Annotated in this window: 23 protein-coding genes; 16 read left to right on the top strand and 7 right to left on the bottom strand. The window is 49.7% G+C overall.

Going from position 1 to position 21,603, the window contains the following annotated elements; translation table 11 throughout:
• The first annotated feature begins 133 nt into the window (after positions 1-133).
• Genes PHT49_05865 through PHT49_05850 form a run of 4 tightly spaced genes read left to right on the top strand, consistent with a single transcriptional unit; the run spans position 134 to position 3,965 of the window.
• Positions 134-1,117 (top strand): thioredoxin family protein, encoded by a 984-nt coding sequence (locus tag PHT49_05865; GenBank protein MDD5451405.1) that lies wholly within the window; start codon positions 134-136, stop codon positions 1,115-1,117.
• Positions 1,118-2,035 carry a 50S ribosomal protein L11 methyltransferase gene (gene prmA, locus PHT49_05860; GenBank protein ID MDD5451404.1) on the top strand — a complete coding sequence of 306 codons (918 nt, stop codon included), beginning with the start codon at positions 1,118-1,120 and terminating at the stop codon, positions 2,033-2,035. It begins immediately after the preceding gene.
• Positions 2,036-2,037: 2 nt separating this feature from the next.
• Positions 2,038-2,775 carry a 16S rRNA (uracil(1498)-N(3))-methyltransferase gene (locus PHT49_05855; protein ID MDD5451403.1) on the top strand — a complete coding sequence of 246 codons (738 nt, stop codon included), beginning with the start codon at positions 2,038-2,040 and terminating at the stop codon, positions 2,773-2,775.
• 17 nt (positions 2,776-2,792) lie between these two features.
• Positions 2,793-3,965, top strand: coding sequence for an RDD family protein (locus PHT49_05850; protein ID MDD5451402.1), 1,173 nt, complete (start codon positions 2,793-2,795; stop codon positions 3,963-3,965).
• Between the two features lie 187 nt (positions 3,966-4,152).
• On the opposite strand, the gene PHT49_05845 is transcribed toward PHT49_05850, so the two are convergent.
• The 3 genes from PHT49_05845 to hisH are packed head-to-tail and all read right to left on the bottom strand — an operon-like array spanning position 4,153 to position 6,735.
• On the bottom strand, positions 4,153-5,328 hold the full coding sequence (locus PHT49_05845) for a DUF1343 domain-containing protein (protein ID MDD5451401.1): 1,176 nt from the start codon (positions 5,326-5,328) through the stop codon (positions 4,153-4,155).
• A 5-nt stretch (positions 5,329-5,333) separates the two neighbouring features.
• Positions 5,334-6,113, bottom strand: coding sequence for an imidazole glycerol phosphate synthase subunit HisF (hisF, locus tag PHT49_05840; GenBank protein MDD5451400.1), 780 nt, complete (start codon positions 6,111-6,113; stop codon positions 5,334-5,336).
• A complete protein-coding gene (hisH, locus tag PHT49_05835) occupies positions 6,103-6,735 on the bottom strand; it encodes an imidazole glycerol phosphate synthase subunit HisH (GenBank protein MDD5451399.1) in 633 nt (210 codons plus the stop codon). Before hisH ends, hisF begins: the two co-directional genes overlap by 11 nt.
• Positions 6,736-7,051: 316 nt before the next feature.
• Here hisH and PHT49_05830 point away from each other — a divergent pair, with 316 nt between their 5' ends.
• The 3 genes from PHT49_05830 (at position 7,052) to PHT49_05820 (ending at position 8,078) form a co-directional block, all read left to right on the top strand.
• Positions 7,052-7,255, top strand: coding sequence for a cold-shock protein (locus tag PHT49_05830; protein MDD5451398.1), 204 nt, complete (start codon positions 7,052-7,054; stop codon positions 7,253-7,255).
• A gap of 87 nt (positions 7,256-7,342) precedes the next feature.
• On the top strand, positions 7,343-7,702 hold the full coding sequence (locus PHT49_05825) for an RNA-binding protein (GenBank protein ID MDD5451397.1): 360 nt from the start codon (positions 7,343-7,345) through the stop codon (positions 7,700-7,702).
• A 157-nt stretch (positions 7,703-7,859) separates the two neighbouring features.
• Positions 7,860-8,078, top strand: coding sequence for a hypothetical protein (locus tag PHT49_05820; GenBank protein ID MDD5451396.1), 219 nt, complete (start codon positions 7,860-7,862; stop codon positions 8,076-8,078).
• A gap of 56 nt (positions 8,079-8,134) precedes the next feature.
• Here PHT49_05820 and PHT49_05815 read toward each other — a convergent pair whose 3' ends face one another.
• The gene (locus PHT49_05815) at positions 8,135-8,401 is read right to left on the bottom strand and encodes a hypothetical protein (protein MDD5451395.1); all 267 of its coding nucleotides are present in this window, start codon (positions 8,399-8,401) and stop codon (positions 8,135-8,137) included.
• A gap of 387 nt (positions 8,402-8,788) precedes the next feature.
• Here PHT49_05815 and PHT49_05810 point away from each other — a divergent pair, with 387 nt between their 5' ends.
• The 9 genes from PHT49_05810 to PHT49_05770 all read left to right on the top strand — a co-directional run bounded on the left by PHT49_05810 (position 8,789) and on the right by PHT49_05770 (position 20,032).
• Positions 8,789-10,084 carry a metallophosphoesterase gene (locus PHT49_05810; protein ID MDD5451394.1) on the top strand — a complete coding sequence of 432 codons (1,296 nt, stop codon included), beginning with the start codon at positions 8,789-8,791 and terminating at the stop codon, positions 10,082-10,084.
• Between the two features lie 38 nt (positions 10,085-10,122).
• A complete protein-coding gene (locus PHT49_05805; protein MDD5451393.1) occupies positions 10,123-12,540 on the top strand; it encodes a pyruvate formate lyase family protein in 2,418 nt (805 codons plus the stop codon).
• A 23-nt stretch (positions 12,541-12,563) separates the two neighbouring features.
• On the top strand, positions 12,564-13,031 hold the full coding sequence (locus tag PHT49_05800) for a hypothetical protein (GenBank protein ID MDD5451392.1): 468 nt from the start codon (positions 12,564-12,566) through the stop codon (positions 13,029-13,031).
• The gene (locus PHT49_05795) at positions 13,031-14,005 is read left to right on the top strand and encodes a glycyl-radical enzyme activating protein (GenBank protein MDD5451391.1); all 975 of its coding nucleotides are present in this window, start codon (positions 13,031-13,033) and stop codon (positions 14,003-14,005) included. The genes PHT49_05800 and PHT49_05795 overlap by 1 nt, the downstream gene beginning before the upstream one ends.
• 200 nt (positions 14,006-14,205) lie before the next feature.
• On the top strand, positions 14,206-15,174 hold the full coding sequence (locus tag PHT49_05790; protein ID MDD5451390.1) for a hypothetical protein: 969 nt from the start codon (positions 14,206-14,208) through the stop codon (positions 15,172-15,174).
• Positions 15,175-15,227: 53 nt separating this feature from the next.
• On the top strand, positions 15,228-16,193 hold the full coding sequence (locus PHT49_05785) for a hypothetical protein (protein MDD5451389.1): 966 nt from the start codon (positions 15,228-15,230) through the stop codon (positions 16,191-16,193).
• Between the two features lie 219 nt (positions 16,194-16,412).
• Entirely contained in the window at positions 16,413-17,054 is a 642-nt protein-coding gene (locus tag PHT49_05780; GenBank protein MDD5451388.1) for a DUF4136 domain-containing protein, read from the top strand.
• A 186-nt stretch (positions 17,055-17,240) separates the two neighbouring features.
• Positions 17,241-17,468 carry an addiction module protein gene (locus PHT49_05775; GenBank protein ID MDD5451387.1) on the top strand — a complete coding sequence of 76 codons (228 nt, stop codon included), beginning with the start codon at positions 17,241-17,243 and terminating at the stop codon, positions 17,466-17,468.
• An 824-nt stretch (positions 17,469-18,292) separates the two neighbouring features.
• The gene (locus PHT49_05770) at positions 18,293-20,032 is read left to right on the top strand and encodes a tetratricopeptide repeat protein (GenBank protein ID MDD5451386.1); all 1,740 of its coding nucleotides are present in this window, start codon (positions 18,293-18,295) and stop codon (positions 20,030-20,032) included.
• 160 nt (positions 20,033-20,192) lie between these two features.
• On the opposite strand, the gene PHT49_05765 is transcribed toward PHT49_05770, so the two are convergent.
• The 3 genes from PHT49_05765 to PHT49_05755 all read right to left on the bottom strand — a co-directional run bounded on the left by PHT49_05765 (position 20,193) and on the right by PHT49_05755 (position 21,475).
• Positions 20,193-20,465, bottom strand: a complete 273-nt coding sequence (locus PHT49_05765; protein MDD5451385.1) for a BrnA antitoxin family protein — start codon at positions 20,463-20,465, stop codon at positions 20,193-20,195.
• Complete coding sequence (locus tag PHT49_05760) at positions 20,462-20,764, bottom strand: BrnT family toxin (protein MDD5451384.1); 303 nt, start codon at positions 20,762-20,764, stop codon at positions 20,462-20,464. The genes PHT49_05765 and PHT49_05760 overlap by 4 nt, the downstream gene beginning before the upstream one ends.
• A gap of 144 nt (positions 20,765-20,908) precedes the next feature.
• A complete protein-coding gene (locus tag PHT49_05755) occupies positions 20,909-21,475 on the bottom strand; it encodes a helix-turn-helix domain-containing protein (protein MDD5451383.1) in 567 nt (188 codons plus the stop codon).
• Between the last annotated feature and the right edge of the window lie 128 nt (positions 21,476-21,603).

The raw sequence follows: 21,603 nt of genomic DNA, 5'->3' as shown, positions 1-21,603 counted from the left end.
GTATAATAACAGCCTGAAACAGTTATGATTTATAAAATCTCCCCTGACCCCCTTTACTAAAAAGGGGAATAGAGAAGAGTAAAAAATTACCTACTCGATTACGCGAAGACCCAAAAAAGAAATTGAGGCCCTGATGGATCAGGAACAGGCTAAAAGTATTCTGAAAAGTTTAAACGGAAAAGTGGCTTTCGTTCTCCTTAAAAATGGGGGGGGTGGACTCTTTACTAAATTAAAAGTATTTGCGCATCAACTATCCGGTCTTTCAGATTTAATAACGATAGAAGAATCGTTGGCTAAAAACGGCCCTATCTCTCCGGCCATTAACCTGGCCAATTCATCCCGGGGAAATATCTGCTATGCCGCCCTCCCCGATGGAGGCGAACTCGCCCCCTTTTTAAGAACCCTGGTCCACATGGGAAACGGCACAAATTCCCTTAAAGAAGACACCGTGCACTATTTGCTCGGCCTCAACCAGGACGTAACTATCGAGGTTTTAATTACTCAATTCTGCCCGGTCTGCCCCAGAATGGTTGAGCTGGTCAATCAGCTCGCGCTGTGTTCTCATAAGATTAAGGTGTGGATAGTCGATGTGGATTATTTCCCGCATATCCGGGAAAAACATCGCGCCGCCTCAGCCCCCACCACGGTAATCAACGACCGGGTGCAAATCGTCGGCGCTGTAAATGAAAAAGAACTATTAAACTGGATATACAAGGCCCTTTCTGAAGAAGGCTTGCCGGACGTGGTAGCCTCACTTTTAACCATAGGCAATAGCGGAAAAGCGCTGGAGATTATCACTGAAGAGAATAGACCCGACCTCCTCATCGATTTAATGGGCAGACCGGAGTTCACAGTGAGACTGGGGGCTATGGTAGTCATCGAGTCCCTGCAACAGACTGCCCCGGAGAGGATCCCCCGGCTTGTCCCTGGTCTTATAAAATTGCTGGACTCGGATATGGTGAACATCCGCGGGGACGCAGCCTTTATGCTGGGCAAGATCGGCGATCCACGCGCCATAGAACCCTTAAGACGTCTGGTGCCCGGAGAACAGAATCCAGACCTCCTGGAGATTGCAAAGGAAGCCCTCGGCAGTCTCCAGGGCCAAGAGGATGTATAAATGGCATGGCAAGAAATAATAATAATCTCTGATGCCGACCTGACTGAGGCCCTGTCTGATTTCTTAATCGATCTTACAGGAAGAGGGATATGTCTGGAAGACCTCCCCGCCTCTTCAAGCCGGACTGCGCCCGCCGCTCAACGTATTAAGGCCTATCTTCCCCTCGATGAATCCTACGAAAGTAAGATGGCTTCTCTCAATAATTATATAGAAAGCCTGAAAAAAATCTTTCCAGACAGCGGCCCAGTCTCTATTACATCTGAAATAATAACGGGAGAAGATTGGGCACATGCCTGGAAGAGCTTTTTTAAGCCCATGCGCCTTACCGAAAGGATTGTAGTCAAGCCCTCGTGGGAGGACTTCACCGCAAAAAAAGAAGACATTGTCCTGGAGATAGACCCCGGGATGGCCTTCGGCACGGGGTCGCATGCCAGTACCCATCTTTCCCTGCGCGCCCTGGAGGAAATAATCCTGACCGATGCATTCCGTAAGAAATTCTCCAAAATTAAGGCACTGGATGTAGGCACAGGTACAGGCATACTGGGAATGGCGACAGCGAAACTTGGAGCACATCGCGTCCTGGGCATAGATATAGACCAGGAAGCGATTAAGGCAGCATCTGAAAATGTACGGAACAATGCCCTGGGTGATAAGATGACCGTTATCGGCCGGGATTTAACAGAGATAACGGAAAAATTTTCCATTATCCTGGCCAACATCACATATCTCGAACTTGTCAGGCTCTGTCCCTTACTCTTTGCCCGGTTGGAAAAAGAAGGCGTCCTCATCCTCTCGGGCATACTCGCGGACCAGATCCGGGACCTGTTCAACGTATATCAAAGGCACGGATTCAGCGTGTTATCTACATCCCGCGAGGGGGAATGGGTCTGTGCCGTGCTAACCAAGGTTAACCGGTGACCATGAGACGATTTTTCGTACCACGCGAGGTATTTTCGAAAGAGACTGCCGTAATTACCGGCTCTGACGCCCATCATATACGAAACGTTCTCAGACTCAAGTGCGGCGACCGTATCAGGGTCTTTGACGGCAGCGGCCTGGAATATATAGCCACCATATCCGCCATGACCGATGCCAGTGTGGAATTAAGGCTTGGAGAAAAAATAAGTTCTGTAGAAGAAAGCCCCCTCCGCCTCTCTATCGGACAGGCCCTATTAAAGGCCCGGAAGATGGACTTCATTGTCCAGAAGATGACAGAGTTAGGGGTCTTCGCCCTATATCCGTTTACGTGTGAGAGGACCATCCCCACCGGAGACATGGGGAAAATTTCTCACAAAAAAGAGAGATGGGAGAAGATAGCTGTTGAGGCCGCCAAACAATGCAACCGGCATATACTGCCTGTTATTCATGAGGTACAACATCTGACATCTACATTGGCTGATTGCCGGAAAAACGACCTGAAGATTATGCTATGGGAAAAAGTTTCCGATAATAACTTAAAAAGGGTTTTAACTCAGGCGCCGGCAACTGAGAGGGTATGCGCCCTCATCGGCCCGGAGGGGGGTTTTTCGGCTTATGAGGCAGAAGAAGCTGTCCGGGCCGGTTTTATCCCCGTGGGCCTGGGTCGGCGTGTCTTACGGGCCGAGACGGCAACGCTGGCCATCATAAGTATAATTCAGTATGAACTCGGCTGTATCTAACATAAGAGGAAAAGACCATGAAATGTCCTAAATGTGGTTTTACCGGCCCGGATTACGCAGACTTGTGCAAGAAATGCAATTATGATCTGACAGAGGTCAGGAAGTTGTTTGGTGTTGCACTGAGTAAGCCCGGCCAGGAATCTTTTTTATCACAACTTATGCGTCCGGCAACCGGATCACGCGAAGAACAAAAGGTTCCTGCCGCCGCTCCCAAGATATCCCCGCCTTCGGAAGAGGAGATATCCCTGAGTTCTGTTGAGTCGGCCGAAGAATCTCCACAGTCTCCGCCTATTGATCTCTCCCAGATTGATTTTTCAGACCTGGAAGATGAGGTCACGCCGGAACCGGAACCAACAGCAGAGGAAGCGACATCAAAAAGCGCGGGAATAACCATGGCCGAAACAGACCTGGGGCTCCCGGAGATTGATCTATCCAATCTGGAACTGGAATCTTCCACATCAGAAGAAGTCGTGTCCGCAGGAAAGACAGTAACCCCTCCCGCCGTAACAGATGAGATCAGTCTTGATGGATTACTCGAAGCCGGAGAGTCAGAGATACAATTTGAGGAAATACTGAGCGACGAGAAAAGCCCGGAAGAAGATAAGGACACGGATGACGACAGTGATCTTCCCCCACCCTCTTCATCCGGCGCCGAAGAGACACCAAAAAAAAGGGGCAAAAGGGGCGCTAAAGGCGGAGGCTCTAAGTCCGGCCTGGAATTTTCCGGCGCCAACCTTTACCTCCAACGGGCCGGTTTCTGGCAGAGACTACTGGCCTTCTCCTTCGACTGCTGTCTCATCCACCTGATAATGCTGTTCTTCTTATTAGGGACGGCCATCGCCGTTAAAACCAGTCTGGACTGTGGTTCCGGTTTCTCATGGCCATCGGCCTTACAACTGCTGGGTACGTTGTTTTTGCCTTTTCAACTTGCCATGCTTCTTACGGTAATAACTTATTTTACCTTTTTCCATGGATACACCGGACAGACGCCGGGCAAACAACTCTTTGGCCTGAAGGTGGTCCACACCTCCGGGCTTCCCCTTACCTTTGGCCAGGCCTTTTTGCGCTGGGTCGGCTATATTCTCTCCTCAGCGCCTCTGAATCTGGGGTTCCTCTGGGTGGCCATCGACAAAAATAAACAAGGGTGGCATGACAAAATAACGGACACTTACGTGATACGTACACTGTAGCAGTGACTTGGAATGGCAGGATAGTGGGCAATAAAAGCGCACTCGTCTGAGCCTTGAGCCTTCGCCTTTCTTACTATAGGCAACGTCACTGGTCACTGGTCATTAGTCATCAGTCATTGGTTAAGTGTGGAAGATTTCATTTTTACCGGTGACAAATGACTACTGACTAATGACATTCACTATAACATCACTCGTACAGAAAAAATCTCCGGCGCAGTTCTTCAAATGAGGCCAGATCATCCTCCCAGGAGGCCGTCAAGTCAATGAGGTCGGCCCCTTCCTCCAAGGCACATCGGACGGCATCATCCCCCAGGATGAGATCAATAGGCAGTTTTTCATACTCATATTCGTAAGGCGGCTGTCTCCAGGCAAAATTATCCGGGTAAAGGTCCAGGATATCCTGAAGCAGACAAAGGGTGGTGTGGTAAGGTCTATAGACCCGCGGATCGGTGACGTGGAGCTGAAGGCCACCGCAGACCTCGCCGGCCCACTTATGGAAGGTCGGCTGGAACCAGGCCTCGCGAAAGATAGCTCCATCAACGCGCCTTTTGGCAATTCTCTCTTTAAGCCGGGTCGGTTCGATAAAGGGCGCGCCGAACAACTCAAAAGGCCGGGTAGTACCCCTGCCTTCAGAGACATTCGTGCCCTCCCAGATAACCTGCCCGGGATAGACCAGGGCGGTATCCGGCGTAGGCATATTGGGCGAGGGTATGACCCAGGGAAGGCCGGTATCGGCAAATAGCATGTCCCGCCGCCAGCCGCCGAGCGGCACGACCTCTAAGTCGCAGTCCATACCAAACGCCCCCTTCCAGAGCCTGGCTATCTCGCCTATGGTCAGTCCATGGCGCATCGGGATGGAAAAGAGGCCGACAAAGGAGCGTAAATCCTCCTTCAAAAGGTTCCCTTCGGTCAAAAGGCCGCCTATCGGATTAGGCCGGTCCAGGACTACAACTTTCTTATCCCACTTTCCGGCGGCCTCCATGCAGTAGGCCAAGGTATAAATAAAGGTATAGACCCGCGTACCCACGTCCTGCACGTCAACCAGGAGGACATCGATATGGTCAAACATCTCCCGGGATGGTGTCCGGCCCTCGCCGTACAGGCTGAAAATAGGCACCTTTAAGAGCGGATCGCGGCTATGGTCTGACTCGACCATGTTATCCTGCTTTTCGCCGCGAAAACCATGCTGGGGATTGAAAAAGGCCGCAAGCTGTCCCGGGAAGGCACAGGCCAGCAGTGTAGAGGCATGTTCAAGGCGGCTATCGACCGAGGCCTGATTGGCGAGGAGACCTAACCGCGCCCCTTTGATCCATTGGGGTGGATTCCTTACAAAGCGTTCTATGCCCAGCTCAACTCCCGGCACGGCATTCACCAGTTAAGGCGGACCTTGACGCCCTTTTCGCTGAGGTAGGACTTGATGTCCCTGATGCGGTAGTACCCATAATGGACCATGGAGGCAATCAGGGCCGCATCGGCATTGCCTGCGCTGAGGACATCATAAAGATGTTCCGGTTTCCCGGCCCCGCCCGAGGCGATGACCGGAATATTTACCGCTTCGGAGATGAGGCTGGTCAGGGTCAGTTCATAGCCCTCCTGTGTGCCGTCCGCGTCTATGGAGTTGAGGCAGATCTCGCCCGCGCCCAAGTTTTCGGCCTCTTTTGCCCACCCAAGGGCATCAATACCCATGTAAGTGCGCCCGCCATGGATGACCATTTCGTAGCCGGAGGGTATTTTAGCCGATTTTCCCACCTTCTTCACATCCATGCCCAGGACGATACACTGGCTGCCGAAGGCCTTTGCCCCTTCCGGGATGATCTTGGGGTTCTGTATGGCCGCCGTGTTAACGCTCACCTTCTCCGCACCGGCCAGGAGGACGGCCCGCATATCCTCTACCGTCCGTATCCCGCCCCCTACTGAAAAGGGTATGAATATCTCTTCGGCCACCCGGCGCACCACGTCGATCATGATGTCGCGTTTATCACTGGAGGCCGTGATGTCGTAGAAGACGATCTCATCCGCGCCCTCTTCATAATAGTGCCTGGCCATCTCCACCGGGTCGCCGATGTCTATGTTGTCTTTAAATTTAATGCCCTTAGTCGTCCGGCCGGCCCGCACATCCAGGCAGGGAATAATACGTTTACTGAGCATAACCATCCCACCGACAGAAATTATCCAATACCTTAAGGCCCACCCGGCCGCTCTTCTCCGGGTGACACTGCAAGGCCACCAGGTTCTTATAAGCCACGGCCGAGGCAAATTCCAGCCCATAACCGGTCAGGCCGGCGATATAATTATCATCCGTCGGGACCGGATAATAAGAGTGGACAAAATAGAATTCGCTCCCGGCCTCCACACCCGAAAATACCGGGTGCGGCCGGACGATCTTCATCCCATTCCAGCCCATGTGCGGTATCTTGAGGCGGGTGTCACCTTCCATAAGCGGCTGGGGGAACAACCTCACCCGGCCGGGGACAAGCCCCAGGCAGGTCGTGTCATTCTCCTCGCTGTACTCAAAGATAATCTGAGTCCCCAGGCAGATGCCCAGGATGGGCTTCCCACACAGGAAGGCCTCTCGTATAAGGTTATCCAGACCCAGGGCCTTTAAATCAGCCATGGCCTGCCCGGCCGCGCCTACGCCGGGAAAAATAATCCGCTCCGCGTTCTTAATATCCCCGGCCTTATTAGTCACCTTACAAGAATATTCCAACTTCCTGACCGCCCTCTCCACGCTGGTCAGATTCCCTGCCTTGTAGTCGATAATGGCAATCATAGTCCAATTCCGTATGATTTTTTCCGGACGGCGATTAAGTATAAATCCTGTAATGCTTACGATACCTTAAATACTAACTGAATAAATGTTTTGCAAGGGAAAAAGGCGGGTCTCCGACATTACAACCGGACGTTCCTGTTTCGGCTTGACATTTCCGCAGTTTTTTGTTGCATTTCCCTCCAGAATAATGTTTAATGCCAACAAGAGTTTGTTTTGTCCGGATTTGCCTTACTGCAAAGGCTATCATGGCCGATGCAGTTTTTTTTTGCCCGGATAGATACCTACTCGAAGTCATTATTGAAAGGAGGTGGAATAAATGGCTAAAGGATCAGTAAAGTGGTTCAATGACAGTAAAGGCTTCGGCTTTATCTCCCAGGAAGACGGTACAGATGTATTTGTGCACTTTTCAGCTATCTCGGGCGACGGGTTTAAGTCCTTAAGGGAAGGCGAGCAGGTGACCTTCGATCTGGCCGAAGGCAAAAAAGGCCTTCAGGCGGTGAACGTTTCCGTAACGGAATAAACGAGACACAAGGAATATTCGAACGGAGAAAGCCGCTCTTATGAGTACCGGTTATTCTCCGTTTGGATATAAAAGGAGCGATTGGAAATGAAAATATATGTCGGCAACTTGTCCTACGAGACAAGTGAAAATGATTTACGGGAGGAATTTAGCGCCTTTGGCGAGACTACATCCGTAGAGATCGTTAAAGATAAATACTCCGGTCAGTCCCGGGGCTTTGCATTTGTCGAGATGTCAGACGCTAAGGAAGCCCAGTCTGCGATTGATGCCCTGAACAACAAGGAGCTTAAAGGACGCAACCTGAGCGTGAACGAGGCGCGCCCCCGGCCCGCGAGGACCACTGGCGGATATGGTGGAGGTGGAGGCTATTCGGGTGGCCGTGGCGGTAGCGGCAGAGGCGGAAGCGGAAAAGGGTCAGGTTTCGGAGGGAATAGAGGCAGAAGATAACAACAGAAGCCCTTCCGATCGAAGATGCGCCGGGGCGTAGCCGTCATATTTCTGGCATAAGACAAATCCGGAGCCGGGGAGCAGGTTACCGGCACCCTCGCTGCCCATCCGGTAATCTGTCGAACGAACCACAACCGGGATAATTTGGAGTAAAGACTTGGCAAAAAAATCAAGGGGTACCTTCGAGAAACGTCAAAAGGAGAAAGAGCGGCAGCAGAAACAAGAAGCTAAGAGATCCCGCCGACTCGAGACCAAGCAGCACAAAGCCAATGTAGAACTGAAGCCCGGCGATCAAGACCCGGATATTGCCGGTATTCGACCCGGCCCTCAGCCTCTGCCGGAGCAATGGGGTGAAAACAGCAACGATGATGAATAACCCCGTAGCCCGAACGTAACGCGAGTCCCTATACGGTCGTAGCCTCTTTACAAATTTTAGCTGACCAATCGTAGACGGAATGGGACGCGCGACTTTTTTTCCACCACATACCACCCCCCGATGGGGACTTTTTCCGAGGGATCGAGTGGACCAAAATGCGGAGCGGTTGCTCCTGCCGGAACAGTAGCTCGATAGAAAGTCTCTTCGCCTGCATCATAACGATATAGATAAAAATGACCGGCGGTTGATAGGTCAAAGTTTTCGTAAATCCACAGCCCCGGATCCCGAATAATCTCATACAGGTTGTATTCCTGGTCATCCATATTCAAAGTCCGTATTTATTTCAGGCCCTTTTGTTATTAACCATAAGTGCCGATCTGTTTTCTGTCAAGCCCGGACCAATAACACCCCCCCAAACCCATCCTTCACGCCCCAGCGCATCTTCGACAGGCGCTCATATAGTTCGTCAAGATGGTGGACGCCTATTTCGCCACGCAACTTCATAATGCCTTATGCATGTGCATGTTCCTGCCTATCCAGCAGTCTTACATTTCTAATGCTTTATTATGGCTTTTCGGCTAATGGGAGGACTTACTTAAGCGAAAAAATTTTTTCTATCTCGGGGTACGGGAGCGAACGTGAGGTAGAAGAAAAAGTTAATAGACACGCGAAACTTTTAGGCGTAAAATGTCCGAAAGGAGGGATCGGCCATGTTAGTCTTTCTAAGCGATGTACATCTCACGGACGGATCATCAGGCACAACGATTGATCCCAGGGCCTTTAGCAAGTTCTGCCGGATATTGGAGGATGTCGTAGGAGACCCCGGGGAATCCAACATCAAGAACCTGGAGATAGCGCTCCTGGGAGATATATTTGATGTCATCCGTTCTGACCTGTGGCTGCGTAAAGAAAACGACGCCCCCCAAAAGCCTGTAAGACCATGGTCAACAGCTACAGACACTGATCGAAGCGGGTGGAATCTGCAAAGATATGCCGAAGAAATTGTGGACAAAATTATCAACCAGCCGCGGAATATTAAGGCCATAGGGTATATAAGAGAGTTTCAGGAACACTGCGCCAAGTTAGGTGTTAATGTTGAACTATCCTACCTGACAGGCAATCACGACTGGCTCATTAACAGATATGCCTCCACCCGCCAGAAGATAGCCCAATTTCTGGGAATGCCGGACCCCCAGTTTTACGCCCAAAATCGCTTTCCCTATGACCGGGTTTTTGAAAGTTATAGAGTTATGGCGCGTCACGGTGACTACTATGACCAGTTCAACTATGACGGGGACAGAGATGCCTCCTCCCTGGGGGATGCCATCGTCATTGACCTGTTAAATCGTTTCCCGGAGGCCGTAAGAAAAGACCCTGTTTTGGCCCCGCATACCGACCTGTACAACCGACTAAAAGAAATTGACAACGTAAGGCCTCTCCTGGAGATCCCGGCCTGGATCCAGGGCGTTTGTAATTATACCCCTGGCATCGAACAGAGGATGCATGCCATATGGAACGACCTGGTCAATGAATTCTTTAAAATAAAATTTGTGAAGGATCACGACCGGCTTGGCCCGGACACGGTGGACTTTTTAGAGATGGCCTTGCGCCTTTCCTCTGGCTTTTCCTTTAATAAGCTTCAGGAAATCCTGGGCCATTGGGTTGTCCGCAGTTTGTACCGCAAATCCGATGATTACCGGAGATTTGCTTATAATGAGGCCGCCCTTAAGAACAACCTCGTCCGTTATGTGGTGTACGGACATACGCATCATACCGAGCAGATTCCCCTGGATATCGTGCCCATTCCCCAGAACGACGTCATAGAAAAGATCTATTTCAACACCGGCACCTGGCGTAAGGTATTTGAGCACACGACTTTTGACCAGGAAAACTGCGAGTTCATCGGCTGGCATGTCATGACCTTTATCGTCTTTTATCTTGAGGAAGAGAAGGAAAGGGATAGGAACTACGAGGTCTGGTCCGCCTCTCTGGGTTACGGGAGATAAGATAGGAAGCTGAAGGCTGAAAGCTTTAAGGAGCGGCAATGGGTACTATTGATGATTTGAGTCTAAAAGACGTTACACTGGACAGGCTGCCCCGGCTGAAACGGCTACGGGAACTTCATTTTGCTACCCGGCCGGAGATATGCGTGGAGCTTCCGCGGAATATAACCCGTTATATGAGGCATCCGGATAATCCGGCTGATTCTCCGGAACTGCGGGCCGGGAGGCTCTATAAGTACGTGATGGAGAATAAACGGCCGGTGATTGCCGATGAAAATCTCCTGGCCGGGACGACTACCGCCAGGACCATCGGCGTTGTCCTCTATCCGGACTTTATGGCCCTTTCTATCTGGCCCGAACTGGAGACCGTTAGCCGCCGGAAGAAAAATCCCTTTGGCATTACCAGGGCAGAGATAGATGAATTAAACTTCGACATATTCCCTTACTGGCCGGATCGCACCATCCAGGAGGTGGCCAGGAAGGATAACGGCAATCCCCTCTGTCAAAGGATCATGGAGCGGATTGTCTTTTACATAGCCACCAAGGTCTATTGCATATCCCATACCGTCCCTAATTACGCCATGGTAGTGGAGCGGGGGCTTCTCGATATCATAAGAGAGGCCAGGGAAAGGGGGCTTTCGCTCGGCGGCTCTAAAGAGGACAGGGCGAAAAAGGACTTTTATCAGGCCGTGCAACTCTCGCTTAGCGGGGTCATAAGCTATGCCGCCAATCTCAGCCGGGAGGCGGAGCGGCTGGCGGCAAAAGAGGTGGATACCAAACGCCGTCAGGGGCTCCTTGAGATGGCCGAGGTCTGCAAAAGGGTGCCGGCCGAAAGGCCGCGGACATTCCGCGAGGCATTAAATGCTATATGGATCTGTAAGATCGCCCTGCACCAGGAAAATGCCAATGTGGCCTTGAGCCTGGGACGATTAGATCAGGTACTCTATCCATTTTATGCTGAGGATATAAAACGGGGTATGACTCCGGCTGAGGCCGTAGAACTGGTGGGCTGCTTCTGGCTCAAGATTGCCGACCATGTGCCTTTAAGCCCGGAAACCGGCGAAGAACTCTTCGGAGGGAGCGGCTCTAATCAGGCCGTTACATTAGGCGGAGTAGATATGAAGGGTGAAGACGCCGTAAATGATCTTACCTACGTCATGCTTAAGGCCACGGAACTTCTGCGGCTCCGCGATCCCAATGTCAATGCCCGCTACTATCCGGAGGTAAACAAAAAGGAATACCTGGATCGGCTCTGCGCGGTCAATATCAATACCGGGGCCACCCCATGTTTCCATAACGATGTCTCCGCTGTTGAGACCTTGATCGGGCAGGGCGTATCCCTTGAGCATGCCAGGGATTATTCATCAGTGGGTTGTGTGGAGCCGTCAAGTAGTGGCCGGGCCTACGGTCACACCGGCTGTATATTAATGAATCTTACCTCGGCCCTGGAAATGGCCCTTTGGGGAGGCAAACACCGCCTGACCGAAGATGAAGAGGTCGGGCCAAAGACAAAACCGGCCGTGGACATGACTTCTTTCGCGGAATTTAAAAAGGCCATGGAAACACAGCTTGGCTGGCTGATTAATCAAGTCGTAACTTTGAATAACAACTTAGGCCGGGCCCACCAGGAGATACACCCCACACCCATGCTTTCCGCCCTGATGGAAGGCTGCATAGAGAAAGGCAAAGATGTCATCTATGGCGGCGCTACCTATAACTCATCCGGCGCGGCCATGATCGGGCTGGCCGATGTGGTGGATTCAGTAACGGCCATTCAGGAATTCGTTTTTGATAAGAAAAAGTTCACTATGGCCGAGATGATTTCGGCCATAAACGCCGACTGGAGCGGACCTTATAAAAGGCTTCAGGTTATGGTTAAGGCCTCACAGGAAAAGTTCGGCACGGATAGCCGGATGGCCAGGGCTAATGCCGATTGGTTGATAGGTTTCCTGCATGATACTTTCCAGAGCAAGGAAAATTACCGGGGCGGCAGATATACGGTCGGTTACTGGACCATGACCAACCATGCCGGATTCGGGGCGCTCACCGGCGCGCTGCCCAACGGCCGGATGAAGAGTGAGCCATTTGCCAGCGGCATTACACCGGTCTCCGGTTCCGCGCCGGTTCTGACCTCCTGCCTTAATTTTGTGGCCCGCATGGACCACACCAAAATCGCGGATGGCCATGCCCTGAACCTTAAGTACACCCCCTCTACCACGACGCTGCCCGGGTTTGCCAACACCATCGAGGCCTTTTTTAAGATGGGCGGCCTGCAGGTGCAGTTCAATATCATTGACCGCAAGACCTTGGAGGACGCGAGAAAGTATCCGGAGAAGTATCCGGACCTTTTTGTGAGGGTGTCCGGATATACGGCCTATTTCAGGGACCTCAACCCTCACATGCAGCAGGAGATAATCACCCGTGCGGAGTATGACCTGGCTACCGGCACGGAGATTTGAAATAGGCGATAGGGAGCATGGCCATGTTTGATATCGAAAAATTTATAAGCGGGTTATCCGTGGATAAGGCCCTGGACCGGCTCGGCGAGAAGTTTTTAAAAAGCCTTGAGGACGAGACGGCCGAGACGTTTTTAGAGGCCCTGCTGGCCTTTATGAGGATCAAATTTATGTTAGACCCGGCCTATCGCAAGAACATCGAAGGCTTTAGGGGGCGTTATCAGTTCAGGAGCAGGGATGGCGGTGTGGCCGTGCTGGTTAAATTTGAAGATGGTGATATGAAAATAAGGGAGAAGGCCTCTGACGACGTTAACGTCATAGTATCCTTTAAAGATGGCCGGGCCTTAATGAACTTTTTGCTCTCGGCCAACCGGGATATTTTAAAAGGACTTCTCAATAACGAAGTGGTTGTGACCGGCAATCTTAACTATATGTACAAGTTTGGCTTTATGGCCAACCATCTCCAACTGGAGTTGACCGGTAATCTGCCTTAATGACCGCTTCTCCAACGGCGAATCTAACAACCACGCCTTCGGCGGATCTGACGACAGCGCGGCCCCTGGTTTTTGATATTAAGAGACACGCCCTGGAAGACGGGCCTGGTATTCGTAGCACGGTCTTCTTTAAGGGATGCCCGTTAACTTGTTTATGGTGTCAGAACCCTGAATCCATTGACCTTGGCCCGGAGATCGGGTTTTATCCCCGGGACTGTATAAGATGCGGCGATTGTGTCTCCGCCTGCCCGGCAAAAGCCTGTGCGCTCGAAAACCCTTTTCTGATCGACCGGGAAAGGTGTACCAGGTGCGGTGACTGTGTGGAGGCCTGCCCCGGACGCGCCCTGAGGTTGATCGGCCGCTTTTATCCGGTTGATGAACTGGTGGAGATTCTCCTTAGGGATAAGACCTTCTATGAGGTCTCCGGCGGCGGGGTGACCCTTTCAGGCGGTGAGCCGACCGTTTTTATGGACTATGCCTTGGCTGTTTTAAAGGTGTTGAAGGATTCAGGCATCCATACGGCCATCCAGACCAACGGATTTTTCGCCTGGAGGGAGTTTGAGGAAAAGATACTTCCCTATGTGGATTTGATCATGTTTGATGTCAAATTGGCGGATGCAGACAAACACCGGGAATATACCGGCCGGAGCAACGAACCGATACTGACCAACCTTAAGAATCTCCTGTCGAAGATACGCCGGGGCGGGGACGAACGGGCGGAGGCGGTCTTGCCGCGCATCCCGCTTATCCCGGGATTTACGACCACGGTGGAAAACCTGCGATCCATATCAGACTTGCTGGAAGGGTTGGGTGTAAAAAAATGTTCTTTGCTTCCTTATAACCCGACCTGGATTTCCAAGGCCGAGAGTATCGGGAAGAAGGTTGATCCCAGGATCTCCAGGCATCTGCTCACACCAGGGGAATTTAAGACATATCAGGATATATTTGCCTGGGCGGAGTTGGTCAGGTTTTAGTTGGTGAAGTTCAAGCTGTCACTCGTCACTGGTCATTAGTCATTAGTTAAGTTGGGAAAATGGATCAATTTTACCAGTGACAAATGACTATTGACTAATGACATTCGCTAGTTGGATTCTGTCATTTGAACATGCGTAACGAGCGCATTTTCCGCACCTTGCTTCAAATTCAGACTTATAGCCTTAAAGGAGGGCCGCACATGTCGCAGATACGCCGGGGCGTGAAAATAAAATGGCTGCCTGTTTTGGTATCGTTCTTTACGTTATTAATTATTACCTCCTGCGCCACCACTCCTCAGCCCAGGCCGGAAAGACCACAGCTCACGCCGAAGTTTACAGAATTTAAATTCGACACCACTGACATCCGGGACGATCCCGTGTTTCTGGCCATCGGGAAGGATTTGGAAGGGAAGGCGTCTATCCTTGAACTTATGCATTTTTACATGAAAGAACTGGAAAAAGATGCCTCTCCGGATTCTCCCTATCTCGGGCGACTGGCCTGGCTTTTTGCCAAGGGGCGTCCGGTCGATCTCCGGGGTCATCACTATGGCCTGACGCTGGTCTTAAAAAAGGGAGAACACCGCTATGGCGGTTTCCTTAATCGCCTCTGGAGCGCAACCTTAAGCGAGGCCTCACCATGGGACGGCAAGATATTTGAACCCGCTATCAATGCCGAGCTTGCGGAATATACAGAAGGCTGGGAAAAAGGCGCCGTCCCTACCTTTATGGGCATAAACTGTTTCAAAGAGGTCTGGGGATCGGTCTGGAATGTCCTGAGTACGGAGGTGCTTACCTTTTGGCTCGGCCTGAAGGACGCGCCGCCGGCAGAGAAAGAGAAATATGGGTATGATAAAAAAGGCGGACTCTTTATAGCGCATAGGGCAGAATCAGTATATCCCGGCAATCCGGGCAAGCAGGTTCTCCAGCTCAATTATCGGTGGCGTAACCTTAAAAATTCTCCGCCCCTACGCTATCTTATAGATGAGTTAGTAGAGATAGCCGACGGACTTTATCTCGGGCAACTGCTTTTTGCCACCGACAACATTCTCAAAGATTATGATCCCGGTTGTCCGGCAGCCGCGTACCAGTACGAACATTTTGGCTATTTCCTGTTGATGGATGACGACTGGAACCGAGAAAAGGTCTATCTTATGACTCCCGGCTCCTGACTCCTAACTTCTGTATTCTGTATTTTTATTCTGTAACCTAAAGGAGGATTAATATGAAGGCTCAAAGTAACAACCTCAGATGCTTTATCCTATGCCTTGTGGCTATTTTTCTTTCTTCCTGCGCCGTCGCCGGCAGGCAGGGAGAAGGCCTGGGGCCTCAACCGGAAAAGTTTACCCGGTTTACTTTTAAAAAAGAATGTATGGAAGGCCCAAAAGACCGGTTGCTGGCGGAAATAGAAAGGGATCTGAAAGAAAGAGGGACAGTTTTAGCCCTGATGAAATTTTATTCGGATGAGCTACAAAAGGACATAGGCACAAAATCACCGTATTTTGACAAACTCCAAAAGATATTTAACTGTAGCATTGCGCCTCAGGACATGCAGGGTTACGTACACGGCGCAGTGGTGGCCTTTCAGAGTCAGGAACTGGTTAAATGCCTGAATATCAACCTCCTCAACATCCCCTGGCCCCTGGTCAGGGTCTTTTCGCCCTGGACCGGCAAGACCTTTGAAGAATGTAAAGTGGAAAGGCTTAAAGATATAACCGATGGCTTTGAGACCGGCCAAGTCCCAACGACCTGGGGTTCCAATACCTACAGCGCCCGGACATCCCGCCAGAAAGCGGCCGTGGACGCCATGGAAGCCCTCCAGATAGAATTGGAGCCGGCTACAGCCGAAGAGATAAGAACCCGTGACTATGATGTGAAAGGCTTCTTTTTTATTGGCCGGGAGGGCCGATCGGTTAACCCGGATAATAAGGGACGCATGGTCTATCAGTTTAACTATCGCTGGCCCAAGCTCAAGACCTTTCCGCCGGATAACTACTGTATCGATGAGATAGTACAGATAGCCGAAGGCCTCTATATGGGCCAGCTTCTCTATGCTACGGATATCTCCAGGGCATACAATCCAGGTCTTGATCCAGACCTGTACCGGTACAGGAATTTCGGTTATTTTCTACTCCTGGATGAGGACTGGGAAAAGATGAGGGTTGAGATCGGATTCGATGTAGTAAGATGAAACACACATGCCGTATGATGACACAAGGACAATGAAAATAATCCCCCTCACCCCCCTAGTAAAGGGAACATCCGTTAAATCCCCCTTTGGGAAAGGGGGATACAGGGGGATTTTCAGATGAAAAAGGGTTCTTCAGGGGTTTGTTGGCGAAGGGTCCCTGGGGGCATCTGATCCGGTTTGACGAGGCATGAGGACTTAGTCCGGGCAGAGGGATTCCCTATGAGATTTCTACTTAAATTTTTCCTTTTCGTTGGTCTGATTCTTGGGGCCACAAGCTGCGCTACCTACCGCATCGATGTAACCGGCTATTTGGATCCGGCACGCCCTCCATCTCTGGTCCCCGGCAAGACAATATTTGTAGTACAGAGCCCGGAAGCCGACAACCCTCTCCTTGAAAGAGAGGTGGCGTCAAAAATAGCCCGGCTGCTCAAAAAAAAGGGTTATCCACTTTCCCCGGCTGAGGATGCGGACTTTCACCTTGTCTTTCGGTATGGGATAGGTCGAGGCCCTTTGTATACAGGATTTATTTCGAGACCTCAAGACATCAGAGCCTATGATCCTTATTCAAAGACGTGGTATTATGAAACTGTATACAGGTATGAACCTTATTCCATTCAGTATCTTACCCGGTCATTATCAATAAGAGTGATAGATGCCCATAAACTACGTGAATCCGGTCAAACGGAGGTAGTCTGGGCGGGCGACACTGTGAGCGAGGGAGAGAGCCGTGACCTTAGAATCGTGATAGATTATCTACTGGTGACAACATTTGATTATTTCGGAAAGGATACCGGCAGAACTGTTCAAACTACGTTAGCTCCCACGGACCCTCGCGTAATACGTTTAAGGGAAAACAGATAAGGTGTTGTGCGGGACACGTATTGACTGCGTTGAACATGCATAGCGAGCGCATTTCTCCCCCCTTTTGTGCTTGACGCCACCCTCTTTTTTCTCTATGACTATGAAAAAAGGCAGTCGACAGCTAACATGCAATGTTAAGACTTAATGGTGATATGAATAACATAAAAGACATAGGGAGATTTCAAAATGAGACCCGACGAAATTAAGCAAGAAATAAAAAAATTAAATCTTTCGGAAAAATTATTGCTGATAGAAGATATCTGGGATTCTATCGCCCAAAGTAACTCAGAGCTCCCGATGCCTGAATGGCAAAAACGAGAACTTGATAAAAGATATAGCCAATACAAAGCCGGCGAACAAAATCTTCATGATTGGCAGTCAGTTCACGAGGGAATAAGGAATAAATACAAATGAAGCTTCGTTATACTGACAGGTCAAAAGATGATGTCGAATTAGCTTTTGCTTGGTATGAAAGACAACGGAGGGGACTTGGCTTTGAGTTTCTGAATTGTGTAGAGGCCGCCTTGCAAAACATTATTCATTATCCGGAGATATACCAAATTCGATATTCGTGTTTTCGTGGGTGCCCGATAAGAAGATTCCCTTTTTCTATATTTTATACGATTGAACATAATGCAATTATAATACATTCTGTATTTGACAATAGACAAGACCCAAAAAAGAAGCCTTAATCGGGGTACCCGGGGGCTTCTCTCCCCTGGTCCCCACACCACCTGGCATCCGCCTGCGGCGGACTAGGCGGTTCATGAAGCCTATCGGGCCGTAGCTGGATAATAGATGTTCACCTACGGGCGGGCGACACTGTGAGCGAGGGAGAGAGCCGCGACCTTAGAAGCGTGATGGATTATCTGTTGGTGGCAGCATTTGATTATTTCGGAAAGGATACCGGCAGAACCGTTCAAACTACGTTAACTCCCACGGACCTTCGTGTAATACGTTTAAGGGAAAATAGATAAGGTATTGCAGGGCATGGGGGACATCCTAAATTACATACCCACAACATACCTACAACGTTTCATCTTGGAATATCGATCAATTCCTGCTATAAAATCAAACAATACAGCTATACTGAGCCGATAAATTTCCAAATAACAACGTGGCGTGCGCGGTTCAGTTTAACTATACTTTTTAAGGGCGGCTTCGCGCCGTAAAAACTCTTATTCGAAGGCGTGAGATGAAGAATTGATCCAGCACGGGGCGATGTTAAGGATAAGACAATGAAACGATTAATCGTTTTTCTAAGTTCGGCAATGGCTGGCGAGCTCGACAGCGAAAGGGGCGGGATCAGGATTCTCTTTGGGACTGACGCAGTTCTCAAAGAGTTCTTTGAACTTTATGCCATTGAGGAACACGCTAGCCCGCGACCTATTGAAAAGGCCTATATCGACGAAGTGAGGCACTCAGATTTGCTTATCCTCTTGTTGGACGAACAATTACGCGATGCGGTCGAAAAAGAGTTTTTGGAGGCCAGTAATTCAAATCTGAGAATATTCGTTTACATTCGGAACACAGGTAAACGAGACGAAAGGTTAGCAGAATTCATCGGGCAACAGGCGTACCGGGTTCATTGCGGATCATTCAATGACCCCATGGACCTGTGCTCCAAGATCAGAAACGACATCCTATCTGACCTGACACGTAAGTATTCCGAGACAATAAGGGTTGAGAAACTAGACCAAGATTATGTGGCCGTTTCATCGACCAGAGAATACTTCGGGAGTAGCCTACGATACTATGACCACGACCTTCTAATGCGCATCTCTGAAAGCGACACGTTCAGAGACATGGACGCAGATCAGTTGGTTGTTCTTGCAACATTAAGGGCGGAAGAAACTGGGAATTTGAAGGAAGCTCTTTTGATCTACGAGATCATTCTCCTGAGAGACCCATACAATTGGCAAGCATACAATAACAGAGGTCTTGTCTTGTACGAAATGGGGCATCTGGATGATGCTCTTTTCAGTTACAAGAAAGCCTTGGAATTGAATAGCGAAGCTGATGCCACGTTATATAACATCGGAATCTATTATCGAGACAAGGGCCGATACGATGAGGCAATTGAGTACTATCTGAAAGCATTGGCTATAAAGCCAGACAAGGCGTCTGCATTGGGGCATTTGGTGGGGATTTACTTCTCAAGAAAGGAGTACACGAAAGCTCTGGAATATGCGGAGAAAGCGTGCTCATTCGAAAAAAACCATATTAACTTGTCAAATCTTTGCATAGCACTCGCCTTGGTGGGAATAAAGGAAGAAGCACTTACCAAGACTGAGGGCCTAAGAGATACCAAATACCATGAGAAGATTAGAGCCTACATTTTTTACTCTTCAGAGGAGTGGGGCAAGTGCATGGTAGAGATAGACAAATTCTTTCAATTATGGGGCTTTGACTATGATCTTTCCATAAAAAGAGTCTATTGCCTAATCCATATGAATGACATTAAGGGGGTTATCGCCTGGCTAACTGAACTTGAGGAAAAGCATTACCTGTATCCTTCCGACTACAACAATATTGGTTGGACGCTTTACGAGAGAAAACTTGAGTTGCAATACGCGGCGCGACTTCTAAGGAGGGCGGTTGAAGGAGATCCTACGATTCTTGCAGCATGGAAGAACCTTCAGTGCGTGTTGGGAGAATTGAAGGAAGTTGAGGAGGGACTTCTGGTTTCCGATCGGGCGCTGAACTACTTCCCTGGTGATACCGGCGTGATAATGAATAGGGCTAAGTTTCTATTTTTTTCTGGAGATATCCGCCAGGCTGCCAGTTTCGCAATCCGCGAACTCACAAGGCTATTTGGCCGGGAAATGCCAGCCTCAGAAATTGAAGAAATGATAAACCAATCATTCGTAAATGCTGGGATAAGGAACATAGAGTCTTTCGAGAGTATCGTCAAGGCGTTGGTACAGTTTGAGCGTAGCAAGTCACAGAAACAGACGAACGGACAAGGGAATCACTAAACCGTGAAATGCCTTTGTAACTTTTGGAACCAGAAATCCTGTCATGTCTTCTAGTTATCTTAAGTCTGGGATGTTGGGACGCTGGTAAAAAAGTAACAAAACCTTATTCGATTAATTGCAACCCATTACCATCGACCGGGACAATCTTCGGTCTTTTTCGTCATGTTTCCGATTTCAATTCTTGCTCTATACGTTCGCTTAGAAACATTTTAAGCAAGGACTGATAAGGAATGTCACGTTTGTTTGCCAAAAGTTTAAGTTCTTCTATCATGAATTCCGGGAGACGCAACGAGATCGTCTTAAGTGAAGGTTTGAGATTGGGTAAAACTACCCTCCCGGCCTTTTTCCAATCGACGTATTCAGTTGAATCCGCAGTGGCCCAAAATTTACGCTCTTCATCTTCCGATGTAAATTTGGGGATCTTCTTTTTCATAATAATTCGTACTCCTTTCTCTCTTTCTTGTTCATATCCCTGGCCGAGATGACCCGGATACGATTACTCCTGATCGTAAAAACTACAAATAAATACCTTTGGGCGTCTGTATGCCCCAAGGCGTAAAATCGCCTTTCCCCTTTCGAATGTTTTTCATCCTGGGCTGTAATCAAAGGCCGATTGAAAAAAACCTGCTCACATTCTGCAGCCGACACGCCATGTTTTTCCCAATTCTTCAGGAGGTTCCCTTCGTCCCATTCAAATCCAACGCATTTGACCAGTTGATCTATTATACCCATAAATTATGTATATCTCAGAAATATACAATTTGTCAAGAAGCTTGAAGACATTGTAGTAGCCCCACATGTGAACAAGCCTCTGTCTTATCAAAATTTGGTGATGTAATAATACGGGACGGGGGCACATCCTATATTAACTCCCGTCTATGCCGGAGACTTGGACAACAGGCAGGCCCTTACCAGTCTGGCCTCCTCATAGGTTACCATCCCCTCCGAATGCTCTACTATGGGGTTGAGATTCCACTGCTGGAGCGTCAGGAACAGGGCTTCGATTTGCTGCCGCTTTCCGGGATCAATAAGACGGTCTATATCGACATCGCGGCCGTCGTGGATAAGCCGTTCCATGTGCGCGGCAATAGTGGACGGCGCAAGTCCACGCAGCCTTGCGATTTCCTCCAGTGATAATCCTTTCCTGAAGAGTCCATACGTCTCCTCCACTGTTTCGCCCTTTTTCTTTTTCGGGCCGGGCCCGTCATCGAAAGCGCTATATTGTCCGGCTCGCGTGGAAATGCCGGGGTTATCATCCAGGTATCTTCTTATGGCACGCACAAAGGCCTCTCCGTACCGTTCGAGCTTGGCAGCGCCAACCCCACTGATTCTGCTCATATCGGACGGGGTCACCGGGGAGATCCTGGCCATCTCACGGAGGGTCTTGTCTGAGAATACGATAAAGGGCGGAACGTGCTCGTCTTCGGCAATGCCCTTCCGCACAGTAACAGTTTAGTGGTAACAGTTTAGTCCCTATTTTAAGTTATCTTTTCGGTGGAGGAAAGTATCAACTTGAATTGTCATACAGGGCAGCCTGAGCTATTTTTGTATCGGATGTGAAGAGTATTTGC

The sequence above is a fragment of the Desulfovibrionales bacterium genome, assembly GCA_028715605.1.
In the GTDB taxonomy this organism is placed as follows: Bacteria; Desulfobacterota; QYQD01; order QYQD01; family QYQD01; genus QYQD01.
This window is presented reverse-complemented; position numbering and strand designations above follow the sequence as displayed.

Coding starts and splice junctions, on each gene's coding strand:
- PHT49_05785 (MDD5451389.1), top strand. CDS start 15,228: ATGAAGGCTCAAAGTAACAACCTCAGATGCTTTATCCTATGCCTTGTG.
- PHT49_05770 (MDD5451386.1), top strand. CDS start 18,293: ATGAAACGATTAATCGTTTTTCTAAGTTCGGCAATGGCTGGCGAGCTC.
- PHT49_05810 (MDD5451394.1), top strand. CDS start 8,789: ATGTTAGTCTTTCTAAGCGATGTACATCTCACGGACGGATCATCAGGC.
- PHT49_05850 (MDD5451402.1), top strand. CDS start 2,793: ATGAAATGTCCTAAATGTGGTTTTACCGGCCCGGATTACGCAGACTTG.
- PHT49_05825 (MDD5451397.1), top strand. CDS start 7,343: ATGAAAATATATGTCGGCAACTTGTCCTACGAGACAAGTGAAAATGAT.
- PHT49_05775 (MDD5451387.1), top strand. CDS start 17,241: ATGAGACCCGACGAAATTAAGCAAGAAATAAAAAAATTAAATCTTTCG.
- PHT49_05790 (MDD5451390.1), top strand. CDS start 14,206: ATGTCGCAGATACGCCGGGGCGTGAAAATAAAATGGCTGCCTGTTTTG.
- PHT49_05795 (MDD5451391.1), top strand. CDS start 13,031: ATGACCGCTTCTCCAACGGCGAATCTAACAACCACGCCTTCGGCGGAT.
- PHT49_05855 (MDD5451403.1), top strand. CDS start 2,038: ATGAGACGATTTTTCGTACCACGCGAGGTATTTTCGAAAGAGACTGCC.
- PHT49_05760 (MDD5451384.1), bottom strand. CDS start 20,764: ATGGGTATAATAGATCAACTGGTCAAATGCGTTGGATTTGAATGGGAC.
- prmA (MDD5451404.1), top strand. CDS start 1,118: ATGGCATGGCAAGAAATAATAATAATCTCTGATGCCGACCTGACTGAG.
- PHT49_05830 (MDD5451398.1), top strand. CDS start 7,052: ATGGCTAAAGGATCAGTAAAGTGGTTCAATGACAGTAAAGGCTTCGGC.
- hisH (MDD5451399.1), bottom strand. CDS start 6,735: ATGATTGCCATTATCGACTACAAGGCAGGGAATCTGACCAGCGTGGAG.
- hisF (MDD5451400.1), bottom strand. CDS start 6,113: ATGCTCAGTAAACGTATTATTCCCTGCCTGGATGTGCGGGCCGGCCGG.
- PHT49_05805 (MDD5451393.1), top strand. CDS start 10,123: ATGGGTACTATTGATGATTTGAGTCTAAAAGACGTTACACTGGACAGG.
- PHT49_05780 (MDD5451388.1), top strand. CDS start 16,413: ATGAGATTTCTACTTAAATTTTTCCTTTTCGTTGGTCTGATTCTTGGG.
- PHT49_05865 (MDD5451405.1), top strand. CDS start 134: ATGGATCAGGAACAGGCTAAAAGTATTCTGAAAAGTTTAAACGGAAAA.
- PHT49_05815 (MDD5451395.1), bottom strand. CDS start 8,401: ATGGATGACCAGGAATACAACCTGTATGAGATTATTCGGGATCCGGGG.
- PHT49_05800 (MDD5451392.1), top strand. CDS start 12,564: ATGTTTGATATCGAAAAATTTATAAGCGGGTTATCCGTGGATAAGGCC.
- PHT49_05765 (MDD5451385.1), bottom strand. CDS start 20,465: ATGAAAAAGAAGATCCCCAAATTTACATCGGAAGATGAAGAGCGTAAA.